At 43.1% G+C, this 13,350-nt stretch carries 13 protein-coding genes and 1 pseudogene; 12 read left to right on the top strand and 2 right to left on the bottom strand.

Annotated elements, in window-relative coordinates; all coding sequences use genetic code 11:
* Positions 1–25: 25 nt before the first annotated feature.
* From plsY to fcl, 8 genes and pseudogenes are all read left to right on the top strand, one after another.
* Complete coding sequence (gene plsY, locus BQ1619_RS01245) at positions 26–658, top strand: glycerol-3-phosphate 1-O-acyltransferase PlsY (RefSeq protein ID WP_114661780.1); 633 nt, start codon at positions 26–28, stop codon at positions 656–658.
* 39 nt (positions 659–697) lie between these two features.
* Positions 698–1,069: an MAPEG family protein gene (locus BQ1619_RS01250; protein ID WP_114661781.1), complete on the top strand. Its 372-nt coding sequence runs from the start codon at positions 698–700 to the stop codon at positions 1,067–1,069.
* Positions 1,070–1,200: 131 nt separating this feature from the next.
* Positions 1,201–1,866, top strand: a pseudogene (folE, locus tag BQ1619_RS01255) (GTP cyclohydrolase I).
* Between the two features lie 388 nt (positions 1,867–2,254).
* Positions 2,255–2,563: a high-potential iron-sulfur protein gene (locus tag BQ1619_RS01265; RefSeq protein WP_114661783.1), complete on the top strand. Its 309-nt coding sequence runs from the start codon at positions 2,255–2,257 to the stop codon at positions 2,561–2,563.
* Between the two features lie 202 nt (positions 2,564–2,765).
* Complete coding sequence (locus BQ1619_RS01270; RefSeq protein ID WP_114661784.1) at positions 2,766–3,167, top strand: HPP family protein; 402 nt, start codon at positions 2,766–2,768, stop codon at positions 3,165–3,167.
* Positions 3,168–3,575: 408 nt separating this feature from the next.
* The gene (locus BQ1619_RS01275) at positions 3,576–5,057 is read left to right on the top strand and encodes a mannose-1-phosphate guanylyltransferase/mannose-6-phosphate isomerase (RefSeq protein ID WP_114661785.1); all 1,482 of its coding nucleotides are present in this window, start codon (positions 3,576–3,578) and stop codon (positions 5,055–5,057) included.
* Positions 5,058–5,062: 5 nt separating this feature from the next.
* On the top strand, positions 5,063–6,190 hold the full coding sequence (gene gmd, locus BQ1619_RS01280) for a GDP-mannose 4,6-dehydratase (RefSeq protein ID WP_114661786.1): 1,128 nt from the start codon (positions 5,063–5,065) through the stop codon (positions 6,188–6,190).
* Between the two features lie 36 nt (positions 6,191–6,226).
* On the top strand, positions 6,227–7,204 hold the full coding sequence (gene fcl / locus BQ1619_RS01285; protein ID WP_197711807.1) for a GDP-L-fucose synthase: 978 nt from the start codon (positions 6,227–6,229) through the stop codon (positions 7,202–7,204).
* 79 nt (positions 7,205–7,283) lie between these two features.
* Here the strand turns inward: fcl and BQ1619_RS01290 are convergent, their stop codons facing one another.
* Together BQ1619_RS01290 and BQ1619_RS01295 are read right to left on the bottom strand one after the other, a co-directional pair.
* A complete protein-coding gene (locus tag BQ1619_RS01290) occupies positions 7,284–7,664 on the bottom strand; it encodes a hypothetical protein (RefSeq protein WP_114661790.1) in 381 nt (126 codons plus the stop codon).
* On the bottom strand, positions 7,661–9,208 hold the full coding sequence (locus tag BQ1619_RS01295) for a sugar phosphate nucleotidyltransferase (protein ID WP_114661792.1): 1,548 nt from the start codon (positions 9,206–9,208) through the stop codon (positions 7,661–7,663). Before BQ1619_RS01295 ends, BQ1619_RS01290 begins: the two co-directional genes overlap by 4 nt.
* A 49-nt stretch (positions 9,209–9,257) precedes the next feature.
* Here BQ1619_RS01295 and BQ1619_RS01300 point away from each other — a divergent pair, with 49 nt between their 5' ends.
* The 4 genes from BQ1619_RS01300 (at position 9,258) to rfbF (ending at position 13,349) form a co-directional block, all read left to right on the top strand.
* Entirely contained in the window at positions 9,258–10,448 is a 1,191-nt protein-coding gene (locus BQ1619_RS01300; protein WP_114661794.1) for a glycosyltransferase family 61 protein, read from the top strand.
* Between the two features lie 127 nt (positions 10,449–10,575).
* Positions 10,576–11,505, top strand: coding sequence for a glycosyltransferase family 2 protein (locus BQ1619_RS01305; RefSeq protein ID WP_162784560.1), 930 nt, complete (start codon positions 10,576–10,578; stop codon positions 11,503–11,505).
* Complete coding sequence (locus tag BQ1619_RS01310) at positions 11,502–12,533, top strand: glycosyltransferase family 10 domain-containing protein (RefSeq protein ID WP_114661798.1); 1,032 nt, start codon at positions 11,502–11,504, stop codon at positions 12,531–12,533. Before BQ1619_RS01305 ends, BQ1619_RS01310 begins: the two co-directional genes overlap by 4 nt.
* 48 nt (positions 12,534–12,581) lie before the next feature.
* Complete coding sequence (gene rfbF, locus BQ1619_RS01315) at positions 12,582–13,349, top strand: glucose-1-phosphate cytidylyltransferase (protein ID WP_114661800.1); 768 nt, start codon at positions 12,582–12,584, stop codon at positions 13,347–13,349.
* Position 13,350: the final 1 nt, after the last annotated feature.

The following is a 13,350-nucleotide window of genomic DNA, read 5'->3' on the forward strand; positions in this document are numbered from 1 at the left end:
CTATAAAAGTGTTTAAGATGGAGCCATGAATCCAAGCCTAGACCTTCTGCTCATTCCGATCGCCTATCTGATTGGTTCCATTTCATTCGCAGTGGTTGTGAGTAAATGCATGAACTTACCAGACCCACATTCTTATGGCTCAGGCAATCCTGGCGCAACCAACATATTGCGTACCGGAAATAAATTGGCTGCAGCATTAACGTTTTTAGGTGATGCGCTGAAGGGTTACGTTGCAGTGATGCTCGCGCGTGTTTGGTTAGGTGATCAATCACTGACGGGTGCTTTTGGATCTTGGGTGCTCTGTGGCGTTGCTCTGGCGGTATTCCTGGGGCATCTCTTCCCCGTCTTTCGTGGATTTAATGGTGGAAAGGGCGTGGCAACTGCCTGCGGTATTTTGTTTGGCGTTAACGCCATTCTCGGAGTCGCAACCTTGAGCACGTGGGTCATCGTCGCAGTGTTCTTGCGCTACTCCTCGCTAGCAGCACTAGCTTCGGCAATCTTTGGACCGATCCACTTTACATTTTTATTTGGCTTTCAACCGATGGGGATAGTGCTGCTAGCAATTTCTGTTTTGTTGATTTGGCGTCATCGAAGCAATATTCAGAACTTACTCAATGGCACCGAGAGCCGCATTGGCTCTAAAAAGAGTAAAGCCTAAGAACAGAAGATTTAGAAAAAGAAATTCACGGAGATAAAAATGACGATTGCCTGTGCATGTATTTTATTTATGGGCTTACTTCCCTACGTTGCAGCCGGTATCGCCAAAAAAGGGTTTGACCACTATGACAATCGTATGCCCAGAGAATGGTTAGCAAAGCAAACGGGATTTCGTGCTCGAGCCAATGCTGCGCAAGCAAATCTTTTTGAATCGTTACCCTTGTTCTTTGCCGCGGTCATTATTGCCAGTATTGCTAATACTCCACAGGACAGAATTGATTTATTGGCAATCGGATTTGCCGTGGCACGAGTGGCCTACTTGATTTGTTATGTTGCCAATTGGGCCACAGCACGATCCATTGTTTGGTTGTTCGGATTGATTTGTGTCATTACCCTCTTTTTTCAAATTTAAATTGCAGCACCTTTAGAGAACGAATTCATGTCAGTAGGCAAATTACCAAAAAGCACCGTGGCTGCTGCAGTCAAATCATCGCCAAAAAAGGTGACGGCAAAGAAGGTCTCTTCAAAAGCGGATGGAACACGCTGTCCGTTGTGATTCGGCGACGTATCGAGGCACAAAAGGCGCGGTTTCATGCGAATGACAACATTGCGCAATTTATTCAGCCGGGTGAGCTAGAATCGTTAATCGATGAGGTTGCTGAACAAATGCAAGGCGTTTTAGAGAGTCTAGTCATCGATACAGAAAATGACCACAACACTAAAAATACCAGTCGTCGTGTGGCAAAAATGTATGTTCAGGAGGTATTCAATGGGCGCTATGTCGAGCAGCCTGTTTTAACCAAGTTTCCAAATGTGAGTCGTCTGAATGAGTTGATGATTATTGGGCCGATCACCGTGCGCAGCGCCTGCTCGCACCACCTCTGCCCAATTATGGGCAGAATTTGGATTGGCGTATTGCCAAAAAGGTTCAGCACTCATTGGTTTATCAAAATATTCTCGCCTAACTGAGTGGGTCATGTGTCGTCCGCAAATTCAGGAAGGGGCTGTAGTGGAATTGGTAGACATGTTGGAGAGAAAGATTAAGCCTATCGGCGTGGCAGTTGTTATGGATGCTGACCATTTCTGTATGCAATGGCGTGGGGTAAAAGATCTCGTGATTCCAAAATGATCAATAGCGTGATGCGCGGTGCATTCTTGAGAGATTCCAATCTTCGTCGTGAATTCCTAGCGTTGATTGATCGCAAGTAAATGGCTCGTTGCACAAGACATTCTATTCTTGCTTGGACAAGCATTGTGGTGGGGTCAGTTTTTGTATCTGCATGTGGAGGGTTTCCAAATCACCATTCAGATCCACAGAAAAATACTCCCATCTCCTACAAGGTGGATATGAAAGACTGTGCGGACAATTACCCTGAAACTCTAGACGGTGTTTACATTAAGCAACGAATTGGCTGCATGAATCTCAAGAGTTGGCAATAGAGTTCTCAAGCGGTAGTTTGGTGAGAATTATTCTCATCTATTTATTCATGTAAATCAATGACTTATCTGTCGTCTAGCAAGTCAAAAATATCTCCACTATGATGAGCCACATCATCAAGAATTCAAGTTGTTAAACGTTTTATTTTTTGGAGAATCCATGAAAAATAGTCGTCGCCAATTTATGATTTTGTCCGCTGCTGGAGCATGTACATTAGCGTTGAACGGTAAGGTTCAAGCTCAAGCGATGGTCGCAGAAACCGATCCACAAGCTGCTGCACTGGGTTACAAAGCGGATGCTAGTAAAGTGGATAAGGCGAAGTTTGCGAAGTATGCAGCTGGTCAGCAATGCGATAACTGTGCGTTGTATCAAGGTAAACCAGGTTCTGCTGCTGGTGGTTGCTCGCTGTTCGCAGGCAAGCAAGTTGCAGGCAAGGGCTGGTGCTCAGCATATGCTAAGAAGGCATAAGCCGTTTGCGCCTATCGCAGGCTATCCAGGAAAAGACCGCGTCTGCGGTCTTTTTTGTTTTGAGCCCGAGCTCTCTCAAGTTTTTTCATGTGGTGGTGTATGAAACACACTTTTAGTACTTGGACAAAGCGATCTACTTTTTATTTCGGCGGTGACCAGCCATTAGTCAGTTGGCCTGTCTGCGGTTTTCGTCCTAGCAAAAATGATGGGTGAATTCGTTGGAGTTCAAGAGTGGTTAATGGCCTCCTTGGGGGCTAGCGCTTTATTGGTGTTTGCATTGCCGGGTAGCCCAATGGCTCAGCCCTGGGCTGTGATAGCGGGCAATACGATCTCCGCCCTCATTGGAATCGTAGCTTTTATGGTGGTTCCTGAACCATTGCTGGCTATGCCGATTGCGGCAAGCCTATCGATTCTTGGTATGTTTGTGTTGCGATGCTTACATCCGCCTGCCGCCGCTGTAGCGTTGATCGTTATCTTGGGTCATGTAACGCAATTTCGGTACGCCATTTTCCCGGTCATGATTGATTCAATATTATTGGTCATAGCGGGAGCGCTCTATAGTAATCTGACTGGTAAGACCTATCCCAATAAACCATTACGCTAATCGCTAATGAACTAATTATAAAAAAGCCCCCATTGAGTAAATGGAGGCTTTTTTTGACACTTCAGTGTTGTCTTAAATAGACATCACTTCCACCTGGTTTCTGCAATCGAGGCGATACAGTCCTTAATGCCATAGCTATGATATTTGCCAGCATTCTCTTTTTTTGAGCGACTGCGCACATTCGCTCACGGAGTTGCGGACATTAATTTTTGGCATATTGCTAGTTGTCATTTCTGACTCCTTTCTTCTGAACTTTTATCGTTTTTAGTATTAAATGCCATTAATAGATAAATTGGCACATATCCGATTCTATAAAAAACCGGGTATTCCATATATGATCAAAATCAAAAGTTCAATGCCTAAAGATGTAAAATTTCGGAATATATTCAAAAAGTTAGCCAAATCTCAATGACACCAGTATTGCCGATAATTCTCTGTGGTGGATCAGGTACTCGCCTGTGGCCGCTCTCACGCTCGGGATTTCCGAAGCAGTTTTTGGTGTTATCAGGAGATGACTCTAAACAAAGTCTCTTTCAGCAGGCTATCAGTCGAATTCATGCTATTGCCAATCAAGATATTGTTATTGGCAAAACGATTATTGTGACCAATGAGGAGCATCGTTTTCTCGCGCTCGATCAATTGCGAGATCTGAACCAAATTTCAGCAACTCTATTGCTTGAGCCTAGCGGTCGAAACACTGCGCCAGCGTTAACATTGGCTGCGCTGTATGCCCAGTCGCTTGAGGGCCAGGAAAATGATCCGATTTTGGTGGCGACACCCGCTGACCAGACAGCAACTAACCCCGTAGCGTTTACAAACGCCCTCGCAAAAAGTATTGCAATCGCAAATGAGGGTTCTATCGCCATACTTGGGATTACTCCAACATCGCCCGAGACGGGTTATGGGTATATCAAAACTTCCCAGATGCACAGCACAACATCGAATGTTGATGCGTATATTGTCGAGCGCTTTGTGGAAAAGCCAGATGCACAAACCGCCGAACGTTATTTAGCTGAGGGTGGTTATTACTGGAATGGCGGCATGTTTGTGCTGAAGGCCAGTGTGTGGCTTAAGGCGCTTCAAGCATTTCGCCCCGATATTCTGGAGGCTACCGAAATCGCGTGGAAAGGCAAGCAAGAGGATGGCTCCGGGGATACCGTGCTTATTCGACCCGATAAAGCCCTATTTGAAGCTATTCCAAGCGAATCGATTGACTATGCCGTCATTGAAAAATGCCCCGACTCAACATTTCCGATCCGAATGGTTGAGCTCGATGCTGGCTGGAATGATCTGGGCGCTTGGGATGCTGTATGGCAGGTTGGGAGTAAAGATGAGTATGGCAATGTGACCGTCGGTGATGCCTTAGTGAGTAATACGAAAAATTCCTTAATTTATGCTTGCAACCGTTTAGTCAGTACGGTTGGTTTAGAGAATGTCATTGTGGTGGAAACTGCCGACGCTGTTTTGGTTGCTGATCGTAAAAATAGCCAAGATGTTAAGCATATTGTTGCGCAGCTTGATGGTCAAAAACGCGAAGAGAAGGCTTTGCATCGCAAGGTTTCGCGACCCTGGGGTTGGTATGACAGCGTGGATGAGGGAGAGCGCTTTAAGGTCAAGCGTATACAAGTCAAGCCCGGCGCAAGCCTTTCTTTACAGATGCACCACCACCGTGCTGAGCATTGGATTGTGGTGAAGGGTACCGCTGAGATTACCAATGGTGATCAAGTGATTACCCTCTTAGAAAATCAAAGTACGTACATCCCCCAAGGGCAAACCCACCGTCTTGCTAACCCAGGAACTACTCCACTAGAAATCATCGAGGTGCAATCTGGTAGCTATCTAGGGGAAGATGATATTGTTCGTTTTGAAGATACTTACGGAAGAAGTTAACTATCATGAGTAAACAAAAAGTTGCCCTGATCACGGGAATTACCGGACAAGACGGTTCTTACCTTGCTGAATTCTTATTGGAGAAGGGCTATGTCGTTCATGGCATTAAGCGTCGCGCTTCCTCCTTTAATACCGAGCGGATTGACCATATTTACCAAGACCCGCATATTAATCATCCGGATCTGATTTTGCATTACGGCGATTTGACCGACACCAGCAACCTAGTGCGCATTATTCAGGAGTGTCAGCCCGATGAGATCTATAACTTGGGTGCGCAATCGCATGTCGCAGTTTCGTTTGAATCACCTGAGTACACAGCCGATGTCGATGCCATTGGCCCTCTGCGGATGCTTGAGGCGATTCGTATTTTAGGTTTAGAAAAGAAGACCCGTTTTTATCAAGCGTCTACGTCCGAGCTCTATGGCTTAGTACAAGAAATACCTCAAAAAGAGACCACGCCGTTTTATCCGAGAAGCCCCTATGCAGTTGCAAAGATGTATGCATATTGGATTGCGGTGAACTATCGTGAGGCATACGGTATCTACGCCTGTAACGGCATTTTGTTTAATCATGAATCCAAGCGACGTGGTGAAACCTTTGTTACACGTAAAGTGACTCGTGGTTTAGCCAATATTGCGCAAGGCCTGGAGAAGTGTTTGTTCATGGGCAATATTGATGCCCTACGAGATTGGGGTCATGCAAAAGATTATGTGCGCATGCAGTGGCTGATGTTGCAACAGGAGCAACCTGAAGACTTTGTGATCGCTACTGGCGTTCAATTTACCGTCCGCGAATTTATTATTCGTAGCGCAAAACAGCTGGGTATCACCCTGAAATTTGAAGGACAGACTGAGAACGAAAAAGCGATTGTTGCCAGTATTGAAGGCGATAAAGCCCCCGCATTAAAAGTAGGTGATGTCATTGTCCAGATTGACCCCCATTACTATCGCCCAACCGAAGTGGAGACTCTGTTAGGTGATCCCAGTAAGGCAAAACAAAAGTTGGGCTGGGTTCCCGAGATCACACTGGATGAGATGATTACAGAAATGGTTGCTAGTGATTTGGAAAAAGCAAAGCAACACGCTTTGCTCACTAAGCATGGTTACTCTGTGGCGGTTGGCAAAGAAAATTAATAGAACCACAACTAGTAGAAATGGCAATCTGATCTCGTGAACCACGATTTGAATCAAAAAATTTATGTGGCAGGCCATCGTGGCATGGTGGGATCAGCCATTGTGCGCAATCTGCAAGCACAGGGATTTCAAAATATCGTCTTTAGAACCCACGCTGAACTCGATTTGACCAATCAAGTACAAGTCGCAAAATTTTTTGAGCAAGAAAAACCCGATCAAGTCTATTTAGCTGCCGCTAAGGTTGGTGGAATTCATGCTAATAATACCTATCCGGCAGAGTTTATCTACGATAACTTGATGGTGCAAAACAATGTGATTCACCAAGCATTTTTGAGTGGCGTCAAAAAGCTCCTTTTTTTAGGATCGAGCTGCATTTACCCAAGGCTTGCAATACCGCCCATGAGTGAGGATGTCTTGCTGACGGGAAAACTTGAGCCTACCAACGAGCCGTATGCGATTGCCAAAATTGCCGGCATCAAAATGTGTGAGAGTTATAACCGTCAGTACAGAGACTCTCACGGGGTTGATTATCGATCTGTGATGCCAACAAACCTGTATGGCCCTGGCGATAACTATCATCCTGAAAATAGCCATGTAATCCCTGCGTTAATCAGAAGATTTCATGAGGCAAAGGTTGCCAATGCCCCAGATGTGATGATTTGGGGAACTGGCGCCCCCAAAAGAGAATTTTTGTTTGTTGACGATATGGCTGCTGCTTCGGTATTTGTCATGCACTTGGACAAAAAAATCTACGATAGCCAAACACAGCCGATGCAAAGTCATCTGAATGTCGGTTACGGATCGGATGTCGCGATTGCCGATCTTGCAAAAGCTGTCAGTGAGGCAGTAGGTTATTCAGGGAAGATCAGCTTTGACTCAACAAAGCCCGATGGCTCTCCTAGGAAGTGGATGGATTCGGGCCGTTTAAATCAGCTAGGTTGGCTGCCAACAGTCAATCTGGCCCAAGGCCTTGCAAAAGCTTATCAAGGTTTTCTGGCGACGTTACCAACCTAGTTTCCCTTGATTGAGTAGAGTTAGAACTTTGACCCTAATACTCAAGAACTCAAATGTACTTGCTAGGCAAGCGTTAATCCTATAAATCTTTTCTGAGGGCTATTGAATAATTTTCAATACCATTGTCCCTCTCAACATTTATGGAAATGGCAGTTAATAGCCCCGAAGGCTTTTTATCATTTATAAGTATTCGCTCACCATGCGGGAGATTGAAAATGGCGTGGTCATAACGAAGGCCACATTGCTGAAGATAACTTAGCGCAACTTCTTTTTCGGATTCTAATCTTGCACTTAATACGATAATGACGTCTTTTTCAGGAATTTGTTTCCAGAATTCTGAGATGCCAGGCAGTAATTTGTCCCCGCTTTTTTTGTGGCCATTATGCTGAACGATGGTCCCATCAAGATCAATCAGCCACGTATGACCTAATTTGCTAATTTCAACGAAATTCATGGTCATGAATTTGTGGGTGTCTTTTTATTTTGAGCTAATTCAAGCCAGTAAAGTCCATAGTAAAAGGCGCCAATCACCGAATCAATATCATCTTTGGCATACCCTGACAAGGAAAGCCAAATTAGCCCATGAATTAACTGAATTTTATGAAAATCTTCTGAAAAGTAATTTGCAAATACTTGCGGCGCAGTTTTTGCAAAAATAGAATCTGCTTGAAGAATTTCAACCGCATGTTCGTCTATGTGTAGCTTAAATTTACGACGATTGAACAAATCGTAACCCCCGACTGCTGAATAGTAGACTTTTGCAAAATCATACAAGGGGTCTCCCATAATTCCAGGATTTGCGAAATAACCCCGTGGATCAAAAAACCATACTCTCAAATTATCATCTACCAGCGTGTTTGAAAACGTAGGGTCACCGTGGATTGCGGTAAATTTTTTGGGAACTAAATTTGAAATAATTTTTTGCAATTCGCCTTCATATTTATCGGAGAATAAATTTTTACACTTTTTACCATTGATAGTCATCGAATCTTTCTCAAAAGCGGGAATTATTCCTGATACGGAGTTGATGCGATTAATCGTTTTGTTTAGGTAGACCTCAAATGCATCTTCAGTAATAGTTTGGGTTGACTTGGAGTCGTGCAGTGAAGTTAAAGTATCTAGATAGTCTGCCATAACTGCTCGCTTTTCACGTTCTGTTAGGTCATGCATCTCGTATGCATGTAAACCATTTATCCTCTCAATGACAAAAGGGTTAGTTGTGAAGACTTTGGGTATTCTGCGAAATTTTAGTTTTTGAACTTCCCCATACCATGCAATTTCTTTTGATTGCAGGTCTTGATAATTGGGATCAAGTACGGTCTTGGTTACTGAATTTTTAGATATTTCAACCTTATTAAAAAATCTACTAAATCCAGCGCGATCATTATTTTCTTCAATCGAATGAAAATCGCCTAGTTCTTCAAGATCTGGACAATCTATCGTTTCGAATTTAAGGTAGGTTATTGAGAACCACTTTACAAACTCACCATTAGTTGGCGGGGTAATAAAATGATCTTTATTGGGGAAATAAAAGATCCCTGGAATTCCGTTAATTGAGGCTGGAAGTTCACGTAAGACCCCTTCTTCCGATATGGTCCATCTACATGTAAAAGAAGAGGTAGTAAATACAACGGGTAAATTTCTGTCCAAAAAGTTAGGCAAGGATTTAATAATCAGGTCGCTCCACATTAAAACAACTCGGGAATCGCTTGGTATTAAATCCAAGGCCTGAGCTATTCCCGACGCTGTACCCTTATTAGTGGTATGAATTAGCTTATACGCGACTGTCGGAGGGTTGGTTTTTAAATACTTTTCTAATTGACTAAACGCGTAGTCCCCAATGATGATGAAGGTTGCATTTGGGAAATAATCGAATGCGTGGTAGATGATTGGTTTTCCATGTACGGAAACTAAACATTTAGGCTTGTTCCAAGTGTGATGGCGAAGCCTGCTTCCGCGCCCGCCGGCTTGGATGATGACATATAAGTTTGTTGGATTCGTCATGTGGTAATGTGGGAAAATTCGTTGCCCACTAGAGTTATAAATACTATTTATGAGATATAAAAACCTATCAATTTCTCTTGATCATGGTCATTATGACAGGTTGCAGGAAATTTCCATACATCAGTTATCCAGAACCATTGATGCTCCATTATTTTTTCAAACAGATAGAGCTGCGATCACGGTATTTGAGGACATGGCCCATTCATTACGTGCTGAAATTGTGGAGTCTCCACGTACTCCCTGGGGGAATCCTGCAGAAATATTTAAAAGAGATGTGGATAGGCAGAATATGCTGCACGTGGCTGGACTGACAGCTATTAATCTTTTTAATGTTTCGCTTTTTCCCAAATGTAACCTCGCCATATACGATGAGAAATTTATTCTCAAAGAGTACTTGGGGACCCCACATCATGGTCACGCCATGCGGTGGTTACGAAAACAATATTCTCTTTTAGGTTTGCATTTTGAAATTACAAAATCTATACCGCAACCTGAAAAGACATATTCACGCGGAATTGATTTTTCGGTGGATATAGGCGATACCAACGTATTTCATTGGGTTGGAAGAGTTTTGCCAAAAATCAAATTTTTGAGAGATTATCCCAGTGATTGGCCTATAGTTTTTTCATATCAACCCACTGAATTTCAATTAGATTCTCTAAGACTACTCGGAGTAACCAATCCAATACTCATCATAGACAGACATCATATATCGAAATTTGAAAAATACATATTTTTGGAGGGGATGTGGTCCTCTATTCACAAGGGCATGATGGATTATTTGAGATCTAATCTTTTGCTTCCTGCTAACAATGAAACGGTTCAGGTTAAGAAGCTGTACGTTTTTAGAGGGCCAACATGGACCCGCGAATTAATTAATCGCAATGAAATATCGACATTCCTTAAATCTAAGGGTTATACCCTGCATTCTTTGGGGGGTCTTGGGTTAGTCGATACGATTAGTCTTTTTCGTTCAGTTGATGAGTTGATTTTTGAGCATGGTGCTGCCGGGGTATTTACTATGTTTACAAAGCCGGGAGCTAAAATTCTTGAAATAATTCCATCTAGGGTTCACAAAAGCGCTAATGAACCAACAAATTTTTTCTTTTGGTTGGCTACAGTGTTGGGAAGACCTTTTGAATACATTATTTGTGAAAATATAAGGACTGAACCATGGGCAGAATATTCAGTTGAACTCACTCTTTTGAAAGAGCGGATGCTCTCTTTGAGAATGGAATGATTTCATTCTAGAAGGCCAATTCCGCTTTATGTATTAACTACAAAAACTTTGTCGACAAATGCCGAAAAATTAGATTTACTATTTTTAATAACAAAGAACTATTTATTATTTCAAGTAAAGCGAGATAGTGTTACTCATCTATTTACTCACCCACAATCGCCCCGTTCAAGCAGTGGAGGCGATCGAGTCCATTCTTGCCCAATCTGATAGTCGTTTTGAGTTGATTGTCTCTGATAATTCAGATACTGATGAGCTTCGTCAGTTGATCGGTGATAAAACAAGGCTTACTTATATCAAGCGACCAATAGGCTTATCAGGTATTGAGCACGGAAATTTCTGCCTGTCTGAAATTGAGAAGACTGACGGATGTCAGTATTTCACGTTATTTCATGATGATGATCTAATGCTATCCAATTATGTTGGCAATTTTTGGCGGGCGCAAGCCCTGTACCCAACCGCGGTAGCTTTTGGGGCGAACGCCCAGGTAGAGCAACATAAGAAATTTACTGAACTGTCTTTTAAGGCGGCAAGAGATTATCTCGGCCCCTTTAATCCAAATAATTTATTGCGACGATATTTTTCCCATCATCAATTAGGAATTGCACCTCTTCCATCATATTTTTATAGAAGAAGTGCTTTGCATGGTTTGCGTTTTGATAAAGCGGGCGGCAAATATGGGGATGTGCAGTGGCTTTCTCGGTGGGCTATTAGAGGGCCAGTTATTTGGATTGCTGAACCAATGATGATTTACCGTATGCATGAGAGCAATGACGGCAACATCGAGTCGCGACATGACCGTTTTCGATTTTTAGCGTACTTAAAACGTTCCGGCGAAATTTTTAGCCCAGAGATACTGGGCGATTATCGTAATTTTTTCTACAAAAAACTGCTGCCCAGCCTAAAGGATAGAGGCCAAATGAAAGCGTATCAATTGTTTTCACAATATCTCGCAGTCCATCGATTCCAGAGATTGTCTCGAGCCAGTTTTTATCGTGCTTTGCTAAATAAATCTTGGACTAAAATTTATTTAAGAATCCATAGAAAAATAGGGGCATGAGACAAGCCTCAATCTATGCAGAAGGGCATAGTCAAAATTCTTTATTCGCGTTGAATGACCCAACGCATACTTATGCTCCAACATTTACATCCCGCCTCTTGAGATCTAGTTTACTGAAGCACGATATTGAACTTAATACGCCGGATCTCAATATAGGCAGGGGGGTGGCTTTTGAGTTGTATGTCGAGGGTCAGTCGCTGCAAGATACCCCTATACCAAAATATTTAATTGCTACAGAGAATCCCTATATCAATCCATTAAATTGCGATGTTGAATTTTGTTCGCAATTTAACAAAGTTTTTTCCTGGAACCCTAAAATAACTAGTCTGCCAAATGGTGTTTTGGTGATGGTGCCTAATGAAATCATCCTCAATTCAACGCCTGCATATTCTCAAAGGCCATTGTTAGTTGCCTTGATCAACGCCAATAAACGATTTCCCAAAGAATTGGATGGCGATTTATACGAGGAGCGGCTTAAGCTCATTCGTTGGTATGAAAAAAATCATCCTACTGAATTTGGTCTATATGGCAGAGGATGGGATAAACCGAGCCCTTCATTTGGTGCGCTTGAAAAATTGACTCGAAGACTGAAGCGTTTAAGAACCCAACTTTACGGCTATAAGCCATTTCCAAGCTATCTTGGACCTATTAATACTAAGTTTGAGGCTTATGGGCGCGCCAAATTTGGTATTTGTTATGAAAACACCAAAGATCTGCCGAATTACATTACTGAAAAAATTTTCGACTGCATGATGGGGGGATGTGTTCCAGTCTATTGGGGGGCTAATAATGTGCGCGATTTCATCCCGGACAACTGTTTTATTGATAGACGGGATTTTGCTAACATAGCCGATTTACATCAATTTCTAGTCTCTATGGATGAGGCTAATTATGGCCGTTATCAAGCCAATATGGCCCAATTTTTAGCCGGGTCTCAGATTGCACCCTTTAAAGCGGAAAGCTTTGTTAGCACGGTTGCAATTGGGATTGCTCAGGATTTTGAAAAACCGCTAGAGGTCTGCTCCTAAGGTAGGTAGAATGGGGATTTTCTGCGGCTTACAGGGTTTGTGGCGCATATGAAGGCGGTTCTTTTGGCGGGTGGATTGGGTACGCGAATTTCTGAGGAAAGCGCATCCCGCCCAAAACCGATGATCGAGATCGGTGGCAAGCCGATTCTTTGGCACATTATGAAGATGTATGCCGCCCACGGTATTAACGAGTTTGTCGTTTGCTGTGGTTATAAGGGTTATGTCATTAAAGAGTATTTTGCGAACTATTTTTTACACCAATCCGATGTCACGATTGATTTAGCGCATAACAGTATTGAGGTGCATCAGAAAAAGGCCGAGCCTTGGAAAGTAACCTTGGTTGATACTGGGGAAGAGACCCAAACTGGGGGTCGTTTAAAGCGAGTGGCACAGTATTTAGATGGTGCTTTTTGTATGACCTATGGCGATGGCGTAGGTTCAGTAGATCTGAGCGCATTATTACAGTTTCATCAAACCCACGGGAAATTGGCGACGATGACAGCAGTACAGCCTCCTGGTCGATTTGGGGCGTTACAACTAAAAGATACCGAAATCCAAACTTTTTTGGAGAAGCCGCAAGGTGACGGCGGATGGATCAATGGCGGTTTCTTTGTTCTTAATCCCAAAGTCATCGAGCAAATTTTATCGGATGCTACTTTGTGGGAGCAAGAGCCCTTACAAAATCTGGCAAAGCAAGGACAGCTGCAGGCTTTTTTCCATTCCGGTTTTTGGCAGCCGATGGATACCCTGCGCGATAAGAATCATCTTGAAAGCCTTTGGGCATCTGGCAAAGCGCCATGGAAAACGTGGACATGAG

It is taken from the genome of Polynucleobacter necessarius, from assembly GCF_900095195.1.
Taxonomy (GTDB): Bacteria; Pseudomonadota; Gammaproteobacteria; order Burkholderiales; family Burkholderiaceae; genus Polynucleobacter; species Polynucleobacter necessarius_G.

Excerpts from the sequence above, each read along its gene's own strand:
- plsY (WP_114661780.1), top strand. The coding sequence starts at position 26 with ATGAATCCAAGCCTAGACCTTCTGCTCATTCCGATCGCCTATCTGATT.
- BQ1619_RS01250 (WP_114661781.1), top strand. The coding sequence starts at position 698 with ATGACGATTGCCTGTGCATGTATTTTATTTATGGGCTTACTTCCCTAC.
- BQ1619_RS01265 (WP_114661783.1), top strand. The coding sequence starts at position 2,255 with ATGAAAAATAGTCGTCGCCAATTTATGATTTTGTCCGCTGCTGGAGCA.
- BQ1619_RS01270 (WP_114661784.1), top strand. The coding sequence starts at position 2,766 with ATGATGGGTGAATTCGTTGGAGTTCAAGAGTGGTTAATGGCCTCCTTG.
- BQ1619_RS01275 (WP_114661785.1), top strand. The coding sequence starts at position 3,576 with ATGACACCAGTATTGCCGATAATTCTCTGTGGTGGATCAGGTACTCGC.
- gmd (WP_114661786.1), top strand. The coding sequence starts at position 5,063 with ATGAGTAAACAAAAAGTTGCCCTGATCACGGGAATTACCGGACAAGAC.
- BQ1619_RS01290 (WP_114661790.1), bottom strand. The coding sequence starts at position 7,664 with ATGACCATGAATTTCGTTGAAATTAGCAAATTAGGTCATACGTGGCTG.
- BQ1619_RS01295 (WP_114661792.1), bottom strand. The coding sequence starts at position 9,208 with ATGACGAATCCAACAAACTTATATGTCATCATCCAAGCCGGCGGGCGC.
- BQ1619_RS01300 (WP_114661794.1), top strand. The coding sequence starts at position 9,258 with ATGAGATATAAAAACCTATCAATTTCTCTTGATCATGGTCATTATGAC.
- BQ1619_RS01310 (WP_114661798.1), top strand. The coding sequence starts at position 11,502 with ATGAGACAAGCCTCAATCTATGCAGAAGGGCATAGTCAAAATTCTTTA.
- rfbF (WP_114661800.1), top strand. The coding sequence starts at position 12,582 with ATGAAGGCGGTTCTTTTGGCGGGTGGATTGGGTACGCGAATTTCTGAG.